Source organism: Acinetobacter sp. CIP 102637 (assembly GCF_000368425.1).
GTDB classification, from domain to species: domain Bacteria; phylum Pseudomonadota; class Gammaproteobacteria; order Pseudomonadales; family Moraxellaceae; genus Acinetobacter; species Acinetobacter parvus.
In genome coordinates this window covers 924386-947606 of record NZ_KB849435.1, presented here as the reverse complement: position 1 = coordinate 947606, position 23221 = coordinate 924386, and the positions used below count along the sequence as shown (strand labels likewise).

Annotated in this window: 18 protein-coding genes, 1 tRNA gene and 4 pseudogenes; 14 read left to right on the top strand and 9 right to left on the bottom strand. The window is 40.9% G+C overall.

The window, feature by feature from the left end:
• Positions 1-138 (bottom strand): hypothetical protein (locus tag F967_RS14520; protein ID WP_004799141.1); only part of this gene is annotated, 138 nt, incomplete at its 3' end.
• A 236-nt stretch (positions 139-374) separates the two neighbouring features.
• A pseudogene (locus F967_RS13785) lies at positions 375-1200 on the bottom strand (IS5 family transposase).
• Positions 1201-1341: 141 nt separating this feature from the next.
• On the opposite strand from F967_RS13785, the gene F967_RS07550 reads away from it, so the two are divergent.
• Both F967_RS07550 and rpmE read left to right on the top strand, forming a co-directional pair.
• Positions 1342-2310: a bile acid:sodium symporter family protein gene (locus F967_RS07550; RefSeq protein WP_004761187.1), complete on the top strand. Its 969-nt coding sequence runs from the start codon at positions 1342-1344 to the stop codon at positions 2308-2310.
• Positions 2311-2507: 197 nt separating this feature from the next.
• Positions 2508-2732: a 50S ribosomal protein L31 gene (gene rpmE / locus F967_RS07545; protein ID WP_004679402.1), complete on the top strand. Its 225-nt coding sequence runs from the start codon at positions 2508-2510 to the stop codon at positions 2730-2732.
• Positions 2733-2822: 90 nt separating this feature from the next.
• On the opposite strand, the gene F967_RS07540 is transcribed toward rpmE, so the two are convergent.
• From F967_RS07540 to epmB, 3 genes are read right to left on the bottom strand one after another with little or no spacing between them, the layout of a single operon-like run.
• The gene (locus F967_RS07540; protein WP_004799140.1) at positions 2823-4913 is read right to left on the bottom strand and encodes an EAL domain-containing protein; all 2091 of its coding nucleotides are present in this window, start codon (positions 4911-4913) and stop codon (positions 2823-2825) included.
• Positions 4895-6652 (bottom strand): hypothetical protein, encoded by a 1758-nt coding sequence (locus tag F967_RS07535; RefSeq protein WP_004799139.1) that lies wholly within the window; start codon positions 6650-6652, stop codon positions 4895-4897. Before F967_RS07535 ends, F967_RS07540 begins: the two co-directional genes overlap by 19 nt.
• A gap of 13 nt (positions 6653-6665) precedes the next feature.
• Positions 6666-7682 carry an EF-P beta-lysylation protein EpmB gene (gene epmB, locus F967_RS07530; protein ID WP_004679395.1) on the bottom strand — a complete coding sequence of 339 codons (1017 nt, stop codon included), beginning with the start codon at positions 7680-7682 and terminating at the stop codon, positions 6666-6668.
• Positions 7683-7771: 89 nt separating this feature from the next.
• Here epmB and efp point away from each other — a divergent pair, with 89 nt between their 5' ends.
• The 8 genes and pseudogenes from efp to F967_RS14180 all read left to right on the top strand — a co-directional run.
• Entirely contained in the window at positions 7772-8341 is a 570-nt protein-coding gene (efp, locus tag F967_RS07525; RefSeq protein WP_004652839.1) for an elongation factor P, read from the top strand.
• Between the two features lie 178 nt (positions 8342-8519).
• Positions 8520-10622: a carbon starvation CstA family protein gene (locus F967_RS07520; RefSeq protein ID WP_004799138.1), complete on the top strand. Its 2103-nt coding sequence runs from the start codon at positions 8520-8522 to the stop codon at positions 10620-10622.
• A 2-nt stretch (positions 10623-10624) separates the two neighbouring features.
• On the top strand, positions 10625-10927 hold the full coding sequence (locus F967_RS07515; RefSeq protein ID WP_004799137.1) for a YbdD/YjiX family protein: 303 nt from the start codon (positions 10625-10627) through the stop codon (positions 10925-10927).
• Between the two features lie 78 nt (positions 10928-11005).
• Positions 11006-11965, top strand: a complete 960-nt coding sequence (locus F967_RS07510; protein ID WP_004799136.1) for an AAA family ATPase — start codon at positions 11006-11008, stop codon at positions 11963-11965.
• A gap of 13 nt (positions 11966-11978) precedes the next feature.
• Positions 11979-12896 carry a DUF58 domain-containing protein gene (locus tag F967_RS07505; RefSeq protein ID WP_004799135.1) on the top strand — a complete coding sequence of 306 codons (918 nt, stop codon included), beginning with the start codon at positions 11979-11981 and terminating at the stop codon, positions 12894-12896.
• Positions 12897-12898: 2 nt separating this feature from the next.
• On the top strand, positions 12899-14902 hold the full coding sequence (locus tag F967_RS07500) for a transglutaminase TgpA family protein (protein ID WP_004799134.1): 2004 nt from the start codon (positions 12899-12901) through the stop codon (positions 14900-14902).
• A gap of 19 nt (positions 14903-14921) precedes the next feature.
• A tRNA-Val gene (locus F967_RS07495) sits at positions 14922-14998 on the top strand.
• 286 nt (positions 14999-15284) lie between these two features.
• Positions 15285-15410 (top strand): annotated as a pseudogene (locus F967_RS14180) (IS4 family transposase); the annotation flags it as partial.
• Between the two features lie 83 nt (positions 15411-15493).
• Here F967_RS14180 and bioB read toward each other — a convergent pair.
• The gene (gene bioB / locus F967_RS07485) at positions 15494-16483 is read right to left on the bottom strand and encodes a biotin synthase BioB (RefSeq protein WP_004799133.1); all 990 of its coding nucleotides are present in this window, start codon (positions 16481-16483) and stop codon (positions 15494-15496) included.
• 87 nt (positions 16484-16570) lie between these two features.
• Positions 16571-17686 carry a tRNA epoxyqueuosine(34) reductase QueG gene (queG, locus tag F967_RS07480; protein WP_004799132.1) on the bottom strand — a complete coding sequence of 372 codons (1116 nt, stop codon included), beginning with the start codon at positions 17684-17686 and terminating at the stop codon, positions 16571-16573.
• 22 nt (positions 17687-17708) lie between these two features.
• Here queG and F967_RS07475 point away from each other — a divergent pair, with 22 nt between their 5' ends.
• Entirely contained in the window at positions 17709-19199 is a 1491-nt protein-coding gene (locus F967_RS07475; RefSeq protein WP_004769363.1) for a bifunctional ADP-dependent NAD(P)H-hydrate dehydratase/NAD(P)H-hydrate epimerase, read from the top strand.
• An 87-nt stretch (positions 19200-19286) separates the two neighbouring features.
• Here F967_RS07475 and F967_RS07470 read toward each other — a convergent pair.
• Positions 19287-19538: pseudogene (locus tag F967_RS07470) on the bottom strand (transposase); the annotation flags it as partial.
• Between the two features lie 220 nt (positions 19539-19758).
• Here F967_RS07470 and F967_RS07465 point away from each other — a divergent pair.
• The 3 genes from F967_RS07465 to F967_RS07455 all read left to right on the top strand — a co-directional run bounded on the left by F967_RS07465 (position 19759) and on the right by F967_RS07455 (position 22408).
• Positions 19759-20751 (top strand): DUF1852 domain-containing protein, encoded by a 993-nt coding sequence (locus F967_RS07465; RefSeq protein WP_004799130.1) that lies wholly within the window; start codon positions 19759-19761, stop codon positions 20749-20751.
• 31 nt (positions 20752-20782) lie between these two features.
• Positions 20783-21817: a methionine synthase gene (locus F967_RS07460; RefSeq protein ID WP_004682099.1), complete on the top strand. Its 1035-nt coding sequence runs from the start codon at positions 20783-20785 to the stop codon at positions 21815-21817.
• 84 nt (positions 21818-21901) lie between these two features.
• Positions 21902-22408, top strand: coding sequence for a flavin reductase family protein (locus tag F967_RS07455; protein ID WP_010589514.1), 507 nt, complete (start codon positions 21902-21904; stop codon positions 22406-22408).
• A 39-nt stretch (positions 22409-22447) separates the two neighbouring features.
• Here F967_RS07455 and F967_RS14175 read toward each other — a convergent pair.
• Positions 22448-23161: pseudogene (locus tag F967_RS14175) on the bottom strand (integrase core domain-containing protein); the annotation flags it as partial.
• Positions 23162-23221: the final 60 nt, after the last annotated feature.

The following is a 23221-nucleotide window of genomic DNA, read 5'->3' as shown; positions in this document are numbered from 1 at the left end:
TGTTGGTGTTGGTGTTGGTGTTGGTGTTGGTGTTGGTGTTGGTGTTGGTGTTGGTGTTGGGTCATTACCATCATTACATCCACTTAATATAAGAGATGTTCCGATAATAGTCGCCAAAAGTGTTTTAGATATATACATAATATGCTCTCTTCGTACTGTAATAGAGCTGAAGTGTTATAAAAACGTTAGAATTTTTATACGGAACTTTATTAGACCTCTTGCGAAAGTATAGTTTTATCTAATTTTTTAATTGGCTAAAACCCCAAAAATATGGCTTTCGACTGCTTAAAATTTGACTAAAGTAAAAAGTCTATTGTGATTAGTGAAAAAAGTCAAATTATTTACAGGCTCGATTAGACCTCTTGCGAAAGTCGTTATTGCAAGTTCATCCAGTTCACCAGTGCAGCGATTAAGTTAATGCGTAAACCGAATCTTTTCCGTCTATTTCGATAGCGTTTACTGAGTATTCTAAATCTTTCCAATTGACTATTAGTTAGTATGTTCGATTACAACTCGTATTTTTTCAATCATTTTATTGTACCTTTTCTCAACTTTAAATAATGGGAAATTTTTCTTTTTTTTGATTGGTATCAATAATTTAAATCCATCTTGCTCTAATCCGTAATGCCCTAAATCGGTCATAACATATTCACAATGTTTGAATTTCTTAGCCGTTTTTCTTGCCAATTTAATGTCATGCTGACTGTCATTCGATATATCTACTCCTATGATTTGTTTGCTCTTCGGATGATAGATCACTTGGGCTTTTAGCGTATGTTTCTTCTTTTTACCACTGTAGAACTTACTCTGATTTTTTTTGGGGCGTTCTATTGAACATTCTGTCGCATCAATAATGAACCAGCTAAACTGTTCGTCTGCTGTTGTAATGCTTCGTTTTGGCGGGGTAAAACGCCTTGATTTCATTAATGCATCTTCAACCTTTTTAATAGTTCGATTCACATTACTTTCAGCGATATGGCAATTTGCCACCAATTCCAATTGAGTGTTATAATTTTGTAAGTAATTGAGTGTTAATAATAATTGATCCTCTATAGCTAAAGTATAAGGACGCCCTGATTTCTTTTTAAGTGATTCTGCATCTTTTAAAACTTCGACCATTTCACTGAAAACTGGTCGAGGTACGCCAACCAAGCGCTTGAATTCAGAATCTGAAAAACGGTTTAATTTCTGATATTTCATGAAATCTATATTAAGTCAGTTTTTACTTTCGCAAGAGGTTTATTATATTGTGTTGAATTAAAATGTTTTTTTATTTTATATACTTGTTGAATAAAAAAATATCTTAGATTCAGAATTTTTTTAGCAGTGAGCGTAATTATTATGTTGAAATTATTGGCATTGGATCGTTTTACAATATTATTAATTACAATGGTGATATTGGCGACCTTTATTCCAGTATCAGGTCAGCTTGCACATTATTTTAATATTCTCACAACTGTCGCAATTGCTATCCTGTTCTTTTTACATGGTGCAAAACTCTCACGTGAAGCAGTGGTTGAGGGGATGTTGCACTGGAAAATGCATGCCTTGGTATTTGTCTTTACTTTTGTGATTTTCCCAGCCATTGGGTTACTGGCAAAACCCATTTTGGAACCTCTTTTAGGTCAGCAGTTGTATTGGGGTTTCCTGTTTATGTGCTTCCTGCCATCAACAGTACAGTCCTCCATTGCATTTACCTCAATGGCAAAGGGCAATGTTGCTGGGGCAGTGTGTAGCGCATCTTTTTCCAATATCATTGGCATGTTTATTACGCCAATTTTGGTCAGCTATTTTATTCTCGGGCAAAGCCAGCATGGTTTTGATCCAACCAAGTCGATCATTCAAATCACCTTATTGTTACTGGTTCCTTTTATTTTGGGTCAGTTATTACGTCCTTATATTTTTCCTTATATGCTCAAGCTGCCGAGTCTGGTAAAGGCTTTTGATCAGGGTTCCATCTTGATGGTGGTGTACGGTGCTTTCAGTAGTGCCGTAGTTGCTGGTTTATGGCATCAAGTGAGTGGCTTGACGCTGCTTTATTTAACAGTTGCATGTTCTGTTTTGTTGACTGTGGTGATGTTGCTTGCTATATATCTGCCAAAATGGCTGGGCTTTAACCGTGCTGATCAAATCACCATTTTCTTTTGTAGTTCCAAGAAAACACTGGCCAGTGGTGTTCCGATGGCACAAATCCTGTTTATTGGACAGCCATTGGGGATGATTGTGTTGCCGATTATGATTTTCCACCAAATTCAGTTGATGGTGTGTGGGGTGATCGCCAATCACTGGTCAAAATCAGGTCGGGAATAGTTCGCAAAATTTAATTTATTGGTGTATAATATTCGCCACTTGTTGGCTTTGCTCTGACCTGGAGTCTCGGTGAGTCAAAAGAAATGGTCTGTTGTGGTGTTGATCTGCGAGTGTGAAAACACTTAGCTTTCCTCATGTTGAGAGTGATCAATTGCGATAACAGCTTAAGCCTTTCTTGCTAAATAGGAGCATCGACCATGCGCGCCGATATTCACCCTAAATACCAAACATTAGTTGCTACCTGTTCATGTGGTAATGTGATCGAAACTCGTTCTGCGCTTGGTAAAGAAACAATTTACCTTGACGTATGTTCAGCTTGCCACCCATTCTATACTGGTAAACAAAAGAATGTGGATACTGGTGGTCGTATCGACAAATTCAAGCAACGTTTCTCTGGTATGTCGCGTTCTATCAAGCGTTAATATCAAGAAAACAAAAAACGGGCAATATGCCCGTTTTTTTTATGATTATAATTTCTAGATATAGGGCGTATTGAATACGCCTATGTGAATTTATTGGTCTTGCACGTCCGTTAAACGGTCCAGTTTCTTCTGGAAATAGTTACCCTGTAGGAAACGGGCCTCTACATTCCATGCATTGGCAAACTGGTTCATATCATTGAGTTCAGTCAGGAAAATCTCAACAGGTTTTTGGGCAATAAAGTGTAGAATCTTTTCCTGTAGTGCCGCCATCTGTTTTTCAGACCCCAGCATTTTTGCCAGCTTGCTATGGAAGCTGAGATATTGGGTATCAATCTGTTGAAGTATGCTGTCACTATACAATGAGTCGCCAAAACCACGGATGGAAATCTCTGCCCCATGTTGTCGCAGTAAGGCAATTTGTGGCTGTGCCTGAGACAGGTTCTGCTGTAGGGCCTGTTCTGAGAATTGCAGAATCAGTGGGTAAGCCTGTTTACTACCAACAATGGTGAGTAACTTGGCAACCAGCTCAGGCAGTTTCTTGTCATTCAACAAGATATGGTGATTGAGGTTTACAATCAATTTCGCTTTAGGATACTGGGTAATAAAGTTATGCAACTGCTTGCATGCCTCAACCAGTATCCAGCGGTCCAGTTGAACTGATAATTCAGGATCATCCTTTAAATCACCCAGATCAGCGATATCCTGCCATTGATTGTTATGGATAAAACCACCCGACACTTCATAAGTATGGGTATGTTGATCCTGCTTGTCATAAAGCTGCTGGTATTTCAGATGGATATCGCCTGCATCCAGTTTTTGCCTGAGTTCTTGTAACAGGCTTAGCTCTACATTGGTTGGAATCTGTTCGGTTGTTAAACCAATATCTGCATCAATTTTTGGGCCATCAATGGTTGGCAAACCAAGTGAGAATGCCTTGTTCAGGATCTGTTCAAAACTGGCTTCATCCGCAATTGGCTGGGCAAGCTCACTGTAGCCCAGTTTTAGGTGAAGAGGGAATGTATAATTCTCAGTTACCAGTAACTGCGGTTTTTGCAGACTATTCAACCCAATCAGAAGTGAGTTGAGTACATGGGTTGATTCTGCCTGAAACAGCGCAACATAAAGCGCATGGTCCACCTGACAGACAGGAACATTGAGCTGCTCCTTAATAAAGCCTGCAATGTTGGAGAAATAGGTTTTGGTGGCACGCCAGTCAGTCTGGAATACTTCGTTTGGACAGCTGTTAAGGCTAAATAAAACCAGTGCATTGGCATTGGCTGGGTGGTTTGCAAGCTGTCGGTTGATATGTTGCAGTGCACTATTCAAGCCTGAAATTTTTTCAGAAGAAGTAACGGCTGGTATTGTCGCTGAAGACTGAATGGTGGACTCACATTCGATGTTCAGCTGGATTTCATCCTCATTTCCTGAAGGAAGGAACTCAACCTGTAATGCACTATTTTTTACATTTGGGTTTTGGGTGCGAAGTTCAAATCGCCCTTGTTCGAACTGTCCCTGTGAAATTTTCTTAAAACGCAGTTTAAACTGACCTAGTTCTTCAGGCTGCAAAACGTCCAGAATGGGTAGGCCAATTAAATCGTCTGCATTGCTGAATCCAAAAAGCTGTGCATATTCGGTGTTGGCCGTAATATGAATGCCTTCCTGCAAAATTGCGACCGCTTTATGGGTTTCTGCAACCAGTGACTGCGCCTGAGTTTGAGCCGCTTCCAGTTCACTGAGCAGACGGTGTTCCGCCTGAACCAAGCGGCTATAGGACAGGGCTCGAATAATACTGATATAAAAATTTTCAGGTGATTTAAGATTTAGGACATCATAAATCCCTTTATGGATATACGTCTGATATTGATCAGCTTTGTAGTCATCTGGTTCAAGTAACAGTACAGGCAGGTTAGGCTGTGAGGATGCCTGAATCACTGAAAGAGTCTGTTCAATCTTTAGGTCGTACGCACGTCCAAAAATAACCATATCCCAGGGAAGATTCAGTTGCTTTTCAAATGTCTTGAGGTCATCAAGCAAGGTTGCCTTAACCTGATGCTCCTGATTGGCGAATAACTCCAGAATCTGGTTATAACGTAACTGGTTATCATCAATAATGAGTAAGCGGGTTTCAGTTCGTTTTAACTTTTTAGAGAGTAAAGAATTTCTCACTTCAATGCTTCCCATAAATCTTGATCATTGGTATCCATATTATTTTGTGCCATGAATTTATGAAGAATGGACTGTTCATCTTCATTTAGCAGTTCAAAATCAAATTGAACAAAACTCTGGGTAATTAATTGTGCGTTTAATAAGTACACTTTTACTTCCTCTTTCCCCAATCTTAAATGAATCGCCTGTTGTTCCCGAAAAATTTGTGAACCAGGTAAAATTAAAGTTGTTTTGGTTTCATCCAGATTCTGGTTTTTTAATAAAAGTGCTGGATGGTAGTTGCTGACATGCCGATCGGCCTGAATGCGTACAGCACATGGGGAAATTTCCTGAGCAAGAACCTCTAATCCCAGTTCCAGACTTTTCTCGGTTGACTGTTTAAGCCAGCGAATCACGCCGCCACGCCAGTGGCCATGTGATGTTTCTTTTACAAGAATATACTCACCTGTTCTTAAGTTTTTAGGGGCTTCTCCTGACCATTTAATGCGGTAACCATTGACACTGATATCCAGTATGTCGGATTGGTAAACGACCTTGCTTTCACGGCTTAGGCGTTGGATGCTCGATTCCTCATTGTTTCCAGAAAGCTTTTTATCCCATGAGGACATAAATCTCGATTCGTTTTGTAAATTGAAGTGATGCTCCAGTAACAAGGTCTCATCAAAATTTTTGGCTTTAGATAGATAAAAGTGTGCGGTTAGCAAACCAAAACAGATATGCAACTGGGCAGAATATTCATAACGTTCATGACGGCGTTCTGCTGTGGTTCCAAGAATGGTCTGAACATGAAACTTGAGTGCAGGAGTCAGGTAAATTTTTTCATTCTTGGAAATATATTCAGCATTTTTATGCAAGGTTGCTGTGACATGGTCCAGCAGGGTATTGGTACTGATAAAAACATTGGGATTAAACCCTGAGCTTTGCTTTTTATTGTAGATGGGTGGGTGGTCTTTGCTGGTGTCCACCACATACTTGGTCAGGTCAGTCTCTTTAGACAGAATCTGAAGCATTTTTGCCCAGTCAAAACTACACTGGAACAATGCCTGAATTTCAGACTGGCGAATTTGATTGGTATTAAAAATATCCATCAAAATTAGTTGGGCATAGGCCTGGGAAATATTGCTGAGAGAGTTGGGTTTACTGCCCTGAATCTGTTCCAGATTGGTCTGGTGGTATTTATGGGTGAGTGCAGCCTCATAAAGTTGATGGGAAATCAGCCATTGTCCTGCAACAGGTTCACTATAGAGCATATGTTGCTGATAGAGAAGTTGGGTCAGTTGCTGCAATGCCTGAAAAGTTGCCAGTGTTCTGGCGGTTTGTAAGTTCTTTTTCTGGTTTAGTGCAAAGATTGAAAATTTCTGATTATCGAGCTGGTCACTGCTGCGACGCACGATATTGATGTAGATAGCCGCAAAATAACAGCGTAACAACATGGCCAGTTCAATAATGTGTTCATTACGGTCTGAACTGATGACACCCTGATTAAAAAAGTTCTTTTCCAGACTACCCAGTACATTTTCAATTGTGGGATGTAAAATTTGTACCAGATCGAAACGCAGTGTCTCAGAACACTCAAGTTCGCTGAGTTCCAACAGGGCTGCAAATAGTGCTTTGGAGGTATCGCCCAACTGCATGATGGACAGGTTGGAAATCCATTTATTCAAGCTTTTTGAATTGGTGTCGCAAAAGCTGAGTTTATCCCGTCTCAAGACAGTTGGAATTTGAAATATATCCGAAAAAGCATTATTCATCATTGTGTTATCAATCTCAGAACGTTTGAACCCCAAAAAGCGGTGTTTTATTTTTTTCGCCCGCAATTTCCCTCACAAGTTTTGGAACCAGGTAGCCTGGTAAACTTGCCAATACATCACTGTATATCTGATCTATCTCTGAAGATCTTAAATCAAAATGCTGAGCCCCTTTGACTTTATCCAAAACATGCAGGTAATAGGGCATTACTCTGGCTTCAAATAAACGGAAACTCAACTCATGCAAAGTTTTTGCAGAATCATTCACACCTTTTAATAAAACTGCCTGATTTAGCACTGTAATATGGTGTTCTGATAACTGTAATAACTTTGAGCAAGTAAAGTCGTCAAGTTCAGCTGCGTGATTTGAGTGTATCACTACTACAATGCGTAGCCTACTGTTTTTTAATATGGAAATCAGCTCTTCATCGATTCGATTTGGAATAACGATGGGAACACGTGAATGAATTCTCAGTATTTTAATCTGTGGGAGGGAGGCAAGACGCTCCAGCCAAAGTGAAATTTTTCGATTTGAAAGCGTCAGTGGATCGCCACCACTTAAAATCACTTCATTGATCAGCGGATTTTGCTCAATATATTGTTTGATATGTGGCCAGTCATCATTTTTAGGCAAATTTTCCTGATAGGGAAAGTGACGGCGAAAGCAGTAACGGCAGTGAATTGCACATGCACCTGTTAAGGTCAGTAAAAAACGGGACTGATATTTATGTAGAACGCCAGCCATCTGGTTGGCTGCCTCTTCACCCAGTGGATCGGTGACAAACTCAGGATGTTCCTCAAGTTCTAGATGATGGGGGAGGACTTGTAGCAACAGCGGATCAAGTGGATCGCCAATGCTCATTTTTTCGACGAATGCACGCGGGACACGCAATTTAAACTTTTCAGAGGCGAGGATTGCCCCTGATAATAGCTGATCGGTGGATAACTCAAGTAGATTTAACAGCTCCAGAGGATCAGTAATGAGGTCACTCAGTTGTGATTGCCAGTTTTGCTCTTGATGTAAATAGTTTATCATGCCATACGTTAAAAATAGTGTGAGGACTATGCCTGTACGTGTAGTCTAGCATTAATAGAGTTGAGTTTTAAGTTTGGAGTGCGCCTTTCATGGCCTATTATTCTACAAATGATTTTAAAGCAGGCCTCAAGGTTATGCTTGATGGCAACCCATGTTCAATCATGGAAAACGAATATGTAAAACCAGGTAAAGGTCAGGCGTTCAACCGTGTGAAACTGCGTAACCTGCGTTCTGGTAAGGTATTGGAAAAAACTTTCAAGTCAGGTGATTCTCTGGAAGCCGCTGATATTGTGGAAGTTGAGATGGATTACCTTTACAACGATGGCGAAATGTGGAACTTCATGGATCCTGTATCTTTCGAGCAAATCGCTGCTGACAAAACCGCAATGGGTGATGCTGCGAAATGGTTAAAAGACGATTCAAATGAAAAATGTACCATCATGTTGTTCAATGGCGTACCTTTAACTGTGAGTCCACCGAACTTTGTGGTATTGAAAATCGTTGAAACTGATCCAGGTGTACGTGGTGATACTTCTGGCGGTGGCGGTAAGCCAGCGAAACTTGAAACAGGTGCTGTGGTGCGTGTTCCATTGTTCGTACAGCAGGAAGAAAGTGTTCGTGTAGACACGCGTACAGGTGATTACTTAGAGCGTGCATAATCGTTAAACACAAAACATACGATTATCGAAGGGATGATGAAGAATCATCCCTTTTTTTATGCCAAAGTATTAGATAAATAATTTTTGATAAAAGCTAGACTAACAAAGATATTTTTCTACAGAAAATAGAGAAAGGGAAATCAAAATAACCACAAGTTATGTATTGGAGAGGTTTTGAATGGAGACAACTCAAGCAAAATCAACACTTCCCTCAAAACTCCTATGGAGTTTGGTTGCCATAGTCGGGGCAATTTCATTTGGGATATTGGCGGTGAGTCGCGGTGAGCATGTCAATGCAGTCTGGCTGGTTCTCGCTGCGGTTTGTGTTTATAGCATTGCATATCGGTTCTATAGCTTATTTATTGCGAACAAGGTATTTGAGTTAAATCCCAGACGCTTAACACCAGCGCATCGCTTAAATGATGGTCTGGATTATGTCCCGACCAATAAGTACGTTTTATTCGGGCATCACTTTGCAGCCATTGCGGGTGCAGGGCCGTTGGTGGGACCAATTCTAGCAGCGCAGATGGGTTACCTACCTGGAACAATCTGGCTTCTGGTGGGTGTGGTGATTGCTGGAGCAGTGCAGGATTTTCTGGTTCTGTTTATTTCAACACGGCGTGATGGTCGTTCCTTGGGTGAAATGGCAAAGCAGGAGCTCGGCACTTTCGCAGGTGTTATTGTCATGCTCGGTACATTGGGCGTGATGATCATTATCCTTGCGGTATTGGCTTTAGTTGTTGTAAAAGCCTTGGCACATAGTCCATGGGGTGTGTTTAGTATTGCCGCCACCATTCCAATCGCCCTGTTCATGGGTATTTATATGCGTTACCTACGCCCAGGAAAAATTGCAGAGGTATCCATCATTGGTTTTGTGCTGATGATGGCCGCAATTGTCTTTGGTGGTGATGTAGCAAAAGACCCTTACTGGGGGCAATTGTTCACCTTAACTGGAACTCAACTGACTTGGGCACTGATCATTTATGGTTTTATTGCGTCAGTATTGCCTGTGTGGTTATTGTTAGCGCCTCGTGACTATCTATCCACTTTCCTTAAAATTGGTGTGATTGCAGGTTTGGCTGTTGGGATTATCTTTGCCATGCCTGACCTGAAAATGCCTGCTGTGACTCCTTTTATTGATGGTACGGGTCCTGTATTTGCAGGCAGTTTATTTCCTTTCCTATTTATTACCATTGCCTGTGGTGCGATTTCAGGTTTCCATGCACTGGTTTCTTCTGGAACAACCCCAAAACTGGTTGATAATGAAGTCAATATCCGCATGATTGGCTATGGTGGCATGTTGATGGAATCTGGCGTTGGGATAATGGCAATGATTTGTGCAACCGTGCTTGATCCTGGTGTTTATTTTGCGATTAATGCCCCAGCGGCAGTTCTGGGTACCACAGTGGATACGGCTGCGGAAGCCGTGCGTAATCTAGGTTTTATCGTTACACCTGAGATGCTGACGGTGCTGGCGCATGAAGTGGGTGAGAGTTCAATCCTGTCTCGTACAGGCGGTGCGCCTACCTTTGCGATTGGGATGGCACACATCATCTCGGAAATATTCAATAGCCGTTCCATGATGGCTTTCTGGTATCATTTTGCCATTCTGTTTGAGGCCTTATTTATTTTGACTGCGGTGGATGCAGGGACACGTGCCTGCCGTTTCATGGTACAGGATACGGTCGGCATCGTAGTGCCAGCGGTGAAACAATCCAGCTCATTCTTTGGAAATCTGGTCGGAACTTTTGTTGCGGTTGCAGGGTGGGGCTTCTTTGTTTATCAGGGCGTGGTTGATCCACTGGGTGGGATTAACTCATTGTGGCCGCTATTCGGTATCGGTAACCAGATTCTTGCCTCAATGGCATTGATTTTGGGTACAGTCATTTTGTTCAAGATGAAAAAAGAGAAATATGTTTGGGTCACCATTGTCCCAACAATTTTCCTGTTCATTACTTCAATGACCGCGGGTTGGCAAAAGATTTTCCATGAAAATCCAAAGATTGGTTTCCTTGCACAAGCCAACCGTTTTTCTGACGCGATTGCACGTGGTGAGGTGCTTGCTCCAGCCAAAACTGTTGCTGAAATGCAGACCATTGTTATGTCCAATCAGATCAATGCCGCATTGTGTGGCTTCTTTATGATTGTGGCGATTGTGATGGTAATTGCCTCAATTGGAATTGTACGCCGTGCATTGCAAAGTTCTGTACCTACTGTCAATGAGGCACCCGCAGTTTATTCAGAAACACCGATGACCGCGAATAGCATCAAGGGAGAGTAGGTATGGATTTTAAAATTGCTCGGCAAGGAAGTGCTGTGATTGTGAAGATTATTAAATTCACGATCTTGTCACAAAAACACCTGATTTTTTCGCCCAAAAACTGGTCGAGGATTGCGGTTTTATGGCAGAACCTGCAAAAAAGTTTTCGCTTGATGGTCGGTGTCCCTGATTATGAGAATTATCTGGCTCACATGAAGCAACATCATCCAGATTTAACGCCAATGGATGCCAAGACTTTTTATCGGCATTGTATCGATGCGCGTTATCCGTCAGCAGGCGGTAATATGAAGAAATGTCCTTGCTAGAAATCTTTTGATTTCTTTGAAAAAAACCTAAAACAGTGTATGTTGAATCATGCACTGTTTTAGTTTGGGGATTGCGTTATGTGGGGCATGGAAAAAGCTTCTATTCAAGAAAAACAACAAAAAAATCAAGAAGTAGAGCAAAATATTAAAAATTTTACTCAGAAAATCGAGCGTTTTTTGGTTGAAGTGAATCAACTTATTTTAGATAAACCACAACAAACTAAATTAGCGCTAACCTGTTTATTGGCAGGAGGCCATGTATTGTTTGAAGACTTACCAGGTCTGGGAAAAACCACGTTGGCCAGTGCACTGGCGCGTTTAGCTGGACTGCATTTTCAGCGTATTCAGTTTACCAATGACATGCTGGCAAGTGATGTCATCGGGATCAATATCTTTAATCAAAAAGAACATTTATTTGAATTTAAGAAAGGTCCTATTTTTACCCAAATTTTGCTGGCTGATGAAATTAACCGTTGTAGCCCCAAAACACAGAGTGCCTTGCTTGAGGCAATGGAAGAGGGGGCAGTCACGGTAGATGGGATTCATTATGAATTGCCACAGCCATTCTGGGTGTTGGCGACCCAAAATCCGCTGTTTCAAAGTGGAACCTATGCCTTGCCTGAGTCGCAGCTTGACCGTTTCCTCATGCGTTTATCCTTGGGTTATCCATCACGGCAGGCAGAAAAATTACTATTACAACAAAGCTCACGTCAGGTTTTAATTCATCAGTTGGATGCTGTATTTAATCAGGCTGATATTCTGCATTTACGTGAATTGGCAAAACAGGTTTTTCTCAGTGATGCAGTGTTAAATTATATTCTTGATTTAGCGGCTGAAACCCGTAAGCAACGGCATGGACTTTCTACCCGTGGCGTATTGGCGCTCAAGGCGGCAGCCCAAGCCTATGCACTGGTTGAGGGGCGAAGCTTCGTCACAACCGATGATGTGCAAACGGTTTTTGTGGCGGTGGTTGCGCATCGTTTAAGTCTGGGAGAGGTTGAGGTGAGACAGCTTTTGCAGTCAGTTGATACCTTATAGTTGAGAGTGACTTATGCAGAATGGACTTAGGCAGCGAGTACAGCAGTGGATTGCAAAACGCTTTCAGGTGGATGGTACTAAAATACTGTTGCAGAAAGATGTTTTGGTTTTCATTTATAAACAGGGTTTTTTATATCTCATTCTGATCCTGATTACCTTCATTGCTGGGATTAACTATGCCAATAACCTGATTTTAGGATTCTGCTTTTTAATCAGTGCCATTTTATGTATTAGTTTTTACCTGACTTTTAAGCAGTTGCATGGCTTACACATTGAGGTTGTAACCCCAGAAATTGGACAGGTTGAACAGGCTTTAATGCTCAAGCTGCTGTTTAAACAGCCAGTAAATCATAGCCGATATTTGCGTGTGCAATGGCAGCAACAGGAACAGATTTTTTTTCTTGAGCAGGCTCAACAAACTTTAGAATTACCAGTTATTCCGCAAAAACGGGGTATCTACGATGTAGACTCAGTAAAAATCTATTCCACCTATCCTTTAGGGCTGGTACGCGCCTGGACTTACCTATATCCCAAACAAAAAGTCTGGATTGCACCCAAAGCCCATGACTGGCAGAAAGAGCATAAACACCAAACCACAAATGTGAATGACAGTCTGGATGAGTTTAAGGAATTGAGGGCTTTTCAGCAGGGCGATTCCTATCAAAATGTTGCATGGAAGCAGGTTGCACGTGGGCAGGGATTTTTTATCAAGATGTTTGAAGCCCAGGCCAACCATCAACATCTGGAAATTGATTATCAACAGATTCCAGCACAGGGGCATGAAGAAAAGCTCAGTTTCATGATGGGCTTGATTGAGCAATGTGAACAGTTGGGTGATGACTACGCGGTGATTTTGCCACATGCGCGATTGGAAAGTGGACAAGGGCAATCACAGCTCATCAAGGCTAAACTTTTACTGGCGCAGGCTTAATGATGACCAAGCAAATCTATTTCTGTATTTTGGCTGCACTGGCATTTGTCTTGATGGGGCAAGTCGCCTTTATTCCAGTCACCCTAAGTGGATTATGGGGTGTGGTTTGGTTAACACTGGTCTGGCGATATAGAAAACAAAAAATTTCACCATTTCCACGCTTATTTTTAGTTTTTTTCTCTTTATTGTCTTTAGGTCTTATTTATTTAAATTATCAAACTTTACTGGGAGTAGAAGCAGGAGTCGCATTTTTAAGCACCTGTTTATTTGCCAAAAGTCTGGAGGCTAAAAATACCCGTGATCTGCTGATCGTGTTCAACTTTGCCTTATTCGTCAGTGCGAGCTTACTGTTGCACAGTCAGGCATTCTGGATGGCGGTACTTGTATTTGCATCATTTGTGATGTGCCTGATGGGATTGTATCGGATTCAGACCAGCTCATTTAACAATAACACAATATCCTCAAACCAGTTGAAACAGGACATTAAACAGATTTTTAAGTTTGTGGGTATTGCAACGCCGTTCTTTATTTTACTGTTTATCTTCTTCCCACGTCTGCCTCCTCTGTGGTCAATTCCAATTCAGAAAGATCGGGCAACCACAGGGATTAGTGACCGCATGTCACCTGGGGATATTGCCGAGCTTTCGCAGTCCTCGGCATTGGCTTTTCGTGTGGTCGCGAATATGTATCAGTTGCCAAGTCGCAATGAATTATATTGGCGTGCTTTGGTGCTGGATGAATATGATGGCACCACCTGGACCAGTAGTTTTTTTAATCAGCAAGTCAAAAATATACAGTCTACCTCCCATAGTGTGCCATACCAATATTTGCCTGCAGATGAACAGGCAAACTGGATTATGGGTTTGGAATATTCAGTTCCTCAGGGACGTTATTTACAGCTTTATCAGGATGATAGTATTCGACCAACCCGATTGATTAAACGTAATCAACCCATTCAAATGCAATGGTTGGGAAGAACCTCAACAGAAGCTGTTTCTTTGTCACCACGTCAACTTGAATTCAGTATCAGGTTTAAAGAGGGCAGTGATAAAAAAGCCCAGCAATTGGCGCATGAGCTGTTTGAGCAGAGTCAGCAGCAATCTGAAAAATACATTGAATCAGTGCTGTCCTGGTATCGTAAAAATGGCTTTGTTTATACCCTGACACCAGGCACTTTAGGTGGTGATCGTATCGATCAATTCCTGTTTTCCAGCCGAAAAGGTTTTTGTGAACATTATGCCTCCAGTTTTGTCATGCTGATGCGTTATGTTGGAATACCTGCACGCGTGGTAACAGGTTATCAGGGTGGGCAACTTGCACCTGATGGTCAAAGCTGGGAGGTTCGTCAACTGGATGCGCATGCCTGGAGTGAGGTTTATCTGAATGGCAAATGGAAAAGAATTGATCCGACTGCAATGATTGCCCCACAACGAATTGATACTGGGATGCAGGATTATCTGGCAGAAGATCAAACAGTTTGGGGCGATAATCAAACACAGGCTTGGCGTGTTCAGCAGTTTAAATTATTAAAAAATATGCGTATCTGGAGCGATTATTTAAGTTATCAATGGCAAAGCAAAGTCGTAGGATATGATGCCGAAAAACAGAAAAACTGGTTGGCTCGACTGGGGCTGGATTCAAGCTATGGCTATGCTGTGGTTCTCATTTTAGGAATCGGTGGTGTTTTAATGCTTTACGTTGGTTTTTATTGGTGGAGACAAAGCAGACGTCAACAGCAATATCAACGTATCATTTTTAAATTTAAAAAACAGTTACCGAAACATTTGCAAAAATATCCTGCTGAAACTTTCCATAGCTGGATCAAACGTTTGTCGTTACTTGTTGAGGATCAACAACCATTTGAAAAAGTAATTGTGTTATATCAAAAAATCGTGTTTTTAGAACAAAAGAATGGTTCCGATATTCATCAATTCAGGAAGTTGCTTAAAGACTGCGCAATTGCACTCAAACAGTCCCAAAAAACTTGTGAACACGCTGAAAAATGAATATTATACTTCTCATTCTAGGTGTATAGCTCAGTTGGTTAGAGCGCTACGTTGACATCGTAGAGGTCTCCAGTTCGAGTCTGGATATACCTACCAAGATAAATCAAAGACTTACAAGCATTTCAAAGACTTGTAGGTCTTTTTTTATGCCTTTCGTTTGCTTTATTTGCTGCATTTAATTCTGCTAATAAAGATATATTTGTGTCAAAAATGGGTCAGAACGCTTTGAATAAAACGTTGTGGTCATTTTAACATAACTTTACAATAATGGTGACAGCAATGAAATTACCAAAACCTAGACAGCGTGGAAATAGTTGGTCCACATCAATTATGATAAATGGTAAAAGAGAGTATTGCACAAGGGATACTGAACAAGAGTGTATTCACTGGGCTAGACTATGTTCAAATGGCGATTCAGCGTTTAATTGGTTTTGGGAAAAAAGAAGAGCTTAAGGAAATTCTGGCAATTTTAAGAAAGCAGAAGCCTGATAGGATAAGGGTTCTGTGAAATTTGTCGTGTACAGAGACAATTTATAAATGCTGAACAAAATTAAAAAAAGCTGTTCCACTTTCATGAAACAGCTTTTTGATCTATGCGCTCATAGCATCTACAGAGAGTTCAGCAACAGTTGGTTTCGGTTTTTCTGCTGTTAAACCCAGTTTGGCAAACAAGACCTGATCTTTTCCTTCACCAGCATTTGGTGTGGTCAGAAGCTTATCGCCAGAGAACAGTGAATTTGCCCCAGCCATAAATGCCAATGCCTGATCAGAATCGCTGAGTGACTCACGACCCGCAGATAAACGAATGTAACTGTGCGGCATAATGATACGCGCAACCGCAATGGTACGAATCCATTCGGTCACATCCAGCTTTTCAACATCGGCAAGTGGTGTGCCTTCAATCGGAACCAGCATATTGATTGGCACAGATTCAGGGTGAACAGGCATGGTTGCAAGCTCATGCAGTAAACCAATACGGTCATTACGGCTTTCGCCTAAACCGACAATCCCGCCACTACAAACTTTCATACCCGCTTGACGTACATGATCTAATGTATCTAAACGATCATCAAAAGTACGCGTACTAATAATATGTGAATAGTATTCACGAGAGGTATCAAGGTTATGGTTATAATAATCTAAACCAGCATCTTTTAAGCGTTCAGCTTGTGACTGATTGAGCATACCTAAAGTCATACAAGTTTCTAAACCGAGTGCTTTTACTTCTCGAACCATTTCTAACACATAAGGCATATCTCGTTCGTGTGGATTGCGCCAAGCAGCGCCCATGCAGAAACGTGAAGAACCAGAATCTTTTGCTGTTTGTGCTTCACGAATGACTTTATCTACTGCAATACGCTTTTCTGCTTCTAGTTTTGAGTCGTAATGTGCAGATTGAGAACAATACTTACAATCTTCTGGGCATTTACCTGTTTTGATTGAAAGCAGTGTACTGACTTGAATGGTATTTGGCTGAAAATGCTCACGATGAACACTTTGTGCTTTGAATACTAAGTCTAGAAAAGGTTGATCATATAAAGCTTGGATTTCATCACGAGTCCAGTCATTACGTAAAGTCATTGTTATATCCATGATGATTGATTACAAACATTGAGATTAATCATACAGAAATCGTGCCAAAGCCAAAGGGCAAAAAACATCATTTTTCTATTCAGGTACGTTTATGTGCTGCAATTGTTGTTGAATTGCCCACTCAATATGTACATTGACAATCTCATCGTGTAGAGCTTTTGCTTCTTGCAATTGGCCCACGATTTCAGCCGAGTATGGAGCATTTCCTAAGCCGATTGCAATATTCCGTTTAAAGGATTGATAGCCTGTGCGGCGAATTGGACTACCTTCTGTTTTTGCAAGAAAAGTCGCTTCATCCCATTGCCAGATCTCTAACAAGCTAATGTCATCTAAACTATGTCTTGGGTCAAAGTCTGGAATTAACGCGGTTTTAGCAAAGCCATTCCACGGGCAAATCAACTGACAATCATCACAACCAAAAATACGATTACCTATACCTGAGCGTAACTCTTCAGGAATGATTCCTTTATATTCAATAGTTAAGTAAGCAATACATTTCCTTGCATCCAACATATAAGGCTCAACAATGGCTTGTGTTGGGCAAATGTCGATGCAAGCAGTACATGAGCCACAATGGGCTGTTGCAGGTTGATCAAAAGGGAGGTCAAGCGAAGTAAATAGCTCACCCAAAACGAAGAATGAACCTGATTTTTTATGAATGAGTAAGGTGTGTTTTCCTGTCCATCCCATGCCTGCACTTTCGGCAAGTGATTTTTCAAAAATAGGTGCTGAGTCCGCAAAAGGGCGTGATTCGAAATCGGCCACTTTTTCTTTAATACGACTGGCTAAGGTTTTAAGTCGACCACGCATGACTTTATGATAGTCACGTCCACGCGCGTAGCGTGCAATAATGGCTGAATTTGGTTCAAATGGTACATAACGGGGCTTAGGTGATGCCACAAGATAGTTCATGCGCACACAAATAATGCTTTTAGTTCCAGGTACAAGCAATGTTGGATCAGCACGTTTTTCTAGATTTTCCTCTAAATAGTGCATATCTGCATGATAACCACGTTTTAAATATTCTTTAAAACGTGGCATTTGATCTTGAGCATCAGGTTTGGCAATGACACAATCAGAAAAGCCCAAGTCTAAAGCTTGAGTTTTTATCCATGTTTTAAGTTCTTGAGGATCAAACTGCTGAAGCTCAATTTTATCAAGTGATTTTCCAGAGGATGTGGTTGAAGCCATAAACCAATAATTAGGGGATAACATGCAACGTTCAGTTTACCATAGCCAAAGCATTCAAGCATGGGAGCAGCGTTGGTTTGCGCAGCAAAATTCATCTTTAGGACTGATGCAACAAGCAGCTTGGACAATCTCACAACAGTTAATTGAACCATTTAATAAAAATAAAATTCAAAAGATCGCAATTTGGTGCGGACAAGGCAATAACGCAGGTGACGGTTACTATATCGCTGCTTTTCTAAAGCAACATGGATTTCACATCACGGTTTATGCAGCTGAACTCGGTCAATCTTTAGATTTAAAACAAGCCGTACAATATGCACTGTTAAATCGAGTTGATATTCAAAGTATCGATTATTTATTGTCGGAAAATGCGAATCACCAAGAAATACCAACTTTTGATTGTCATATTGATGCTCTGTTTGGCATTGGTCTCAATCGAATGCTAGATCAAAAATGGCAATCGATCATCCATTTATTTAACTCACAGATTGGTTTAAAGATTGCTATTGATATTCCGAGCGGACTACATGCCAATACAGGTCGGGCTTTACCCTGTGCAATTCAGGCAGATCAAACCTTTACAATCTTAGGTTATAAGGCAGGGTTGTTTACTGGTCAAGGCAAGGAATATGTGGGAAAGCTGCATTTAGTTAGCTTGATCCCAATTGATACAGAATTAAAACCACTTGCATATCTATCATCTGAAAAAATTGTATTACCGAAACGGCAAGCTTTTGGACATAAAGGAAGTTATGGGCATGTGCTTGTCGTTGGTGGTCATACGGATATGGGCGGAGCGGTGATTATGTCTGCTGAAGCAGCGTTTCATGCTGGAGCAGGGAAAGTCAGTGTGGTCTGTCATGCCAAACATCATCAAGCTATTCTGGCGCGTTCACCGAATATTATGGTGCGAGATATTAATGCCTTAGATGAAAAAACGATCCAACACCTATTAACTCAAATTGATGCCGTATGTTTCGGGATGGGCTTAGGGCGAGATGAATGGGCAGAGCATGTTTATCTAGAGTGGTTCAATTTACTTAATCAAAATTCACATTTAGAAGTGGTATTAGATGCAGATGGGTTGTGGTTTTTGGCAAAACATCCGCAACAATTAAATCCTCATGTTTACGCAACTCCACATTCTGGTGAAGCAGCGACATTATTGGGTTGCAAGCCTGCTGATGTTGAACAAGATCGTATTGTTGCGATTCATAATTTACAACAAAAATATGCAGGGCAATGGGTGCTTAAAGGTGCAGGTAGCCTGATTTTAGAAGATGAATTATTTATCTGTACACAGGGTAATGCAGGGATGGGAACAGGGGGCATGGGTGATGTGCTGGCAGGGATGATTGCCACTTTAAAAGCACAATTTCATGAGCAAGTTGCATTGCATGAAATTGTGAGTTTGCATGCACAAGCAGGGGATTTACTGGCTGAAAATGGTATGAGGGGTTTGCAAGCACACGAAATGGGGAAAATGATTTATAAGGTGGTGAATAAAGAATAGAAAGATTAAGGTCTATTGACATTTCATAAAGATATCCAAATAAATATATAAGCTAGAGGGTGTAAATAATTCTGTGTAAATGCAATTTTAAAAATACTTGGTTACACGCTCTTCAAGCATGATACTAAAGCGATTCATGGCAGTTTTCCAATTCTGCATGGGCATCGTCCATTTTTTGCTTGCTGCCATAATTGCTAAATATACTACCTTTTTCACGGAATCATCGGTTGGGAAGATTTTTCTTTTCCTGGTTGCATGGCGGATAACGCTGTTCAATGATTCAATCGCATTGGTCGTGTAAATCGCTTTGCCAATATCCATAGGATAAGCGAAGAGTGAATATCTTAGCAATTTGGATCAGCCAAAAAGGGTGAATAAGCTGATATTTTCTCAGCCCAAGATGAAGTCATTTCATTTTACAAGGCTGAAAGCTATAGAATGGGTAAACATGAATTAAATTCACTTTTCTATGAAATTAACTCGTTTTTATTCATGTGATGCTTTCGGTATAAATCACATCATTCAAGTTTTATCGTAGAATTTAGAGTGGTGGATCACAATGAGCAATGAGTTTGCATTTTCGATTAAGCGTATTCGTTTCGATGAAAACTACCGTCCCTCAGACAATACACGTATCACAACCAACTTTGCGAATTTAGCTAGAGGCGAGCGTCGTGAGGAGAACTTGCGCAACACGCTAACAATGATTGACAATCGTTTCAATGCCTTGGCACATTGGGATAATCCTAAAGCGGATCGCTATTCGATTGAGCTTGACATCATCTCGGTTGATATTGATGTGGAAGGTAATGGTGAGACTTTCCCAACCATTGAAATATTGAAAACCAATATTGTTGATCATAAAACCAATAAACGTATTGAAGGCATTGTTGGCAACAATTTTTCCTCTTATGTGCGCGATTATGACTTTAGTGTCTTATTGCCAGAACATAACAAGGATCAAGCCAAATTTAGCCTGCCAGAAAACTATGGCGAGCTTCATGGTAAAATCTTTAAGTCTTTTTTAAATTCAAAATCTTATAAAGATAATTTCAGTAAACCACCTGTGATTTGTCTCAGTGTTTCAACCACCAAGACTTATCATCGCACTGCCAATCAGCATCCTATCTTGGGGGTGGAATATCAGCAGAATGATTATTCCTTAACTGATGAATATTTCGCAAAAATGGGCTTGCAGGTTCGCTATTTCATGCCACCGAACAGTGTTGCACCTTTGGCATTTTATCATCATGGTGATTTGCTGAGTGACTACACCGATCTTGAACTGATCGGCACGATTAGCACCATGGAAACCTTTCAGAAGATTTATCGCCCTGAAATTTACAATGCCAATTCGGTAGCAGCACAAAGCTATCAACCAAGCTTGAACTATCAGGATTTTTCACTGACGCAAATTGTCTATGACCGTGAAGAACGTAGCCGATTGGCGATTGAACAAGGCAAATGGACTGAAGAGCATTTTATCAAGCCATACCAAAATATCCTTGAGCAATGGGCTGCGAACTACACCGATAAAACCGAAGCCGCTTAAATTCACCAATTTATAGAAAAGATGATTGATCATGACGAAAATATTATTACCGACTTCAACTGCGGGTAGCTTGCCGAAACCATCTTGGATTGCAGAACCTGAGAAACTTTGGTCGCCTTGGAAATTAGAGGGCGATGACCTGATCCAAGGCAAACGTGATGCGTTGCTGGTATCCTTGCAGGAACAACTCCATGCAGGCATTGATATTGTTAGTGATGGTGAGCAGACCCGCCAGCACTTTGTCACCACCTTTATTGAACATCTGCATGGCGTTGATTTTGAAAAACGAGAAACGGTCAGAATCCGCAATCGTTATGATGCCAGTGTCCCGACTGTATTTGATGCTGTTTCTCGTCAAAAGCCAGTTTTTGTGGAAGATGCCAAGTTTTTACGTCAGCACACCACACAACCAATTAAATGGGCATTGCCAGGTCCAATGACCATGATTGATACGCTGTATGATGCCCATTATAAAAGCCGTGAAAAACTGGCGTGGGAATTTGCCAAAATCCTTAATGAAGAAGCTAAAGAGCTGGAAGCTGCGGGTGTGGATATTATCCAGTTTGATGAACCTGCATTTAATGTGTTCTTTGATGAGGTGAATGACTGGGGTGTTGCGACCCTTGAGCGAGCAATTGAAGGCCTGAAATGTGAAACAGCGGTACATATTTGTTACGGCTATGGCATCAAGGCCAATACCGACTGGAAAAAGACGCTGGGTTCAGAATGGCGACAATATGAAGAAGCTTTTCCAAAGCTGAAACAGTCTAAAATTGATATTGTCTCGCTGGAATGTCAGAACTCACGTGTGCCAATGGATTTAATTGAGCTGATCCGTGGCAAAAAGGTCATGGTCGGGGCCATTGATGTGGCAACCAACAGCATTGAAACACCTGAAGAAGTTGCAGATACCTTGCGTAAAGCACTTCAGTTTATTGATGCAGATAAGCTTTATCCATCAACCAACTGTGGTATGACACCATTATCTCGTGAAGTTGCCAGAGGCAAATTGCATGCGTTAAGCGCAGGTGCGGAAATCGTTCGAAAAGAAATTTTGGGCAAATAATTTAGAATTGAGAACATGATGTAAAAGTGACCTGTTTAATGGCTGGTTAGGATTAAACAGGTCATTTTTATTGGGAATAAAATGATGATTGAAGCAATAGACTTTAGAAATGCAATGTCTTTATTGGCAAGTGCGGTCAATGTCGTGACTACGGCAGGCATGTCTGGTCGTTATGGTTTTACTGCATCTGCGGTGTGTGGTGTATCGGATAGTCCTGCGACTTTATTGGTCTGTATGAATAGAGCTGCGAGTTCGCATATTCATTTTATCGAAAATAAAATCCTAAGTGTCAATGTATTGGCTGAACATCAGCAACATCTTTCTACTGCATTTTCCTCTAAAATTAGTCCAGAAGAGCGCTTTAAACAAGCCATTTGGACAGAACTGGAAACAGGTTCACCGATTTTAACAGATGCTTTAGTTAGCTTTGACTGTGAGATTGAGCAAATTCAGGAAGTGGGCACACATAGTATTTTTATCTGCCGTATTGTTGCAATTCAACAAAGTCAGCAGGAGCAGGGACTGGTTTATTTTAACCGTGTCTATCATCATGTGGGGCAAGTGGAAATAGAGGTGGTCCCACTTGTTTGAACAACTAAAAGCTTATTTATAAGTGATATTTTGCTCTAGTTAAGCTACCTTATTTTGTTGTGGTAGCTGGTCATAGGAAAACTCATCTGGAGTCATTTTGTCCAGACTCGAATGAGGTCGTTTCAAATTATAAAATTCAAAATATGCGTTTAATTGCTTCTTCGCATCCAAAACATTGCTGTAGGCTTTGAGATACACCTCTTCATATTTAACGCTTTTCCATAACCGTTCAACCATCACATTATCAATCCATGAGCAGTATACTGCGCAAGTTTACCATCCATGCTGATTTGGATGTCATTTGATTTCAATGCTTCAATAAATGCATCACTGGTAAATTGACTGCCTTGGTCTGTATTAAAGATTTCAGATCGATACCCTATGCACAAGCACCTTACGGCTGTGCCAATCAATCACAGCACATAAGTAGACAAAGCCTTTTGCCATAGGGATATATGTTATATTCGTTGCCCACACTTGATTACTCCGCTGAATACTCAATCCTTTGAGCAGATATGGATATTTACGCTGAGCTTGATTGGCCTGACTTGGATTTGGTTTACGATATAACGCATTAATGCCCATTTTCTTCATTAAAGTACGTGTATGACGTCGTCCTATAGGATGTCCTTGACGATTCAACAAATCACGCATCATACGGCTACCTGCAAAAGGGTATTGCATATGTAATTCATTCATACAACGCATCAGCTTCAGATCTGATGCACTCACAGGTTTTGGGCGATAGTAATAATGGAGTGAAAGAATATTTAAGTGAAATACTCGGTATATTTTTAGGTGCTGATAAGTGTT

Coding starts and splice junctions, on each gene's coding strand:
- F967_RS07550 (WP_004761187.1), top strand. CDS start 1,342: ATGTTGAAATTATTGGCATTGGATCGTTTTACAATATTATTAATTACA.
- rpmE (WP_004679402.1), top strand. CDS start 2,508: ATGCGCGCCGATATTCACCCTAAATACCAAACATTAGTTGCTACCTGT.
- F967_RS07540 (WP_004799140.1), bottom strand. CDS start 4,913: ATGGGAAGCATTGAAGTGAGAAATTCTTTACTCTCTAAAAAGTTAAAA.
- F967_RS07535 (WP_004799139.1), bottom strand. CDS start 6,652: ATGATGAATAATGCTTTTTCGGATATATTTCAAATTCCAACTGTCTTG.
- epmB (WP_004679395.1), bottom strand. CDS start 7,682: ATGATAAACTATTTACATCAAGAGCAAAACTGGCAATCACAACTGAGT.
- efp (WP_004652839.1), top strand. CDS start 7,772: ATGGCCTATTATTCTACAAATGATTTTAAAGCAGGCCTCAAGGTTATG.
- F967_RS07520 (WP_004799138.1), top strand. CDS start 8,520: ATGGAGACAACTCAAGCAAAATCAACACTTCCCTCAAAACTCCTATGG.
- F967_RS07515 (WP_004799137.1), top strand. CDS start 10,625: ATGGATTTTAAAATTGCTCGGCAAGGAAGTGCTGTGATTGTGAAGATT.
- F967_RS07510 (WP_004799136.1), top strand. CDS start 11,006: ATGTGGGGCATGGAAAAAGCTTCTATTCAAGAAAAACAACAAAAAAAT.
- F967_RS07505 (WP_004799135.1), top strand. CDS start 11,979: ATGCAGAATGGACTTAGGCAGCGAGTACAGCAGTGGATTGCAAAACGC.
- F967_RS07500 (WP_004799134.1), top strand. CDS start 12,899: ATGACCAAGCAAATCTATTTCTGTATTTTGGCTGCACTGGCATTTGTC.
- bioB (WP_004799133.1), bottom strand. CDS start 16,483: ATGACTTTACGTAATGACTGGACTCGTGATGAAATCCAAGCTTTATAT.
- queG (WP_004799132.1), bottom strand. CDS start 17,686: ATGGCTTCAACCACATCCTCTGGAAAATCACTTGATAAAATTGAGCTT.
- F967_RS07475 (WP_004769363.1), top strand. CDS start 17,709: ATGCAACGTTCAGTTTACCATAGCCAAAGCATTCAAGCATGGGAGCAG.
- F967_RS07465 (WP_004799130.1), top strand. CDS start 19,759: ATGAGCAATGAGTTTGCATTTTCGATTAAGCGTATTCGTTTCGATGAA.
- F967_RS07460 (WP_004682099.1), top strand. CDS start 20,783: ATGACGAAAATATTATTACCGACTTCAACTGCGGGTAGCTTGCCGAAA.
- F967_RS07455 (WP_010589514.1), top strand. CDS start 21,902: ATGATTGAAGCAATAGACTTTAGAAATGCAATGTCTTTATTGGCAAGT.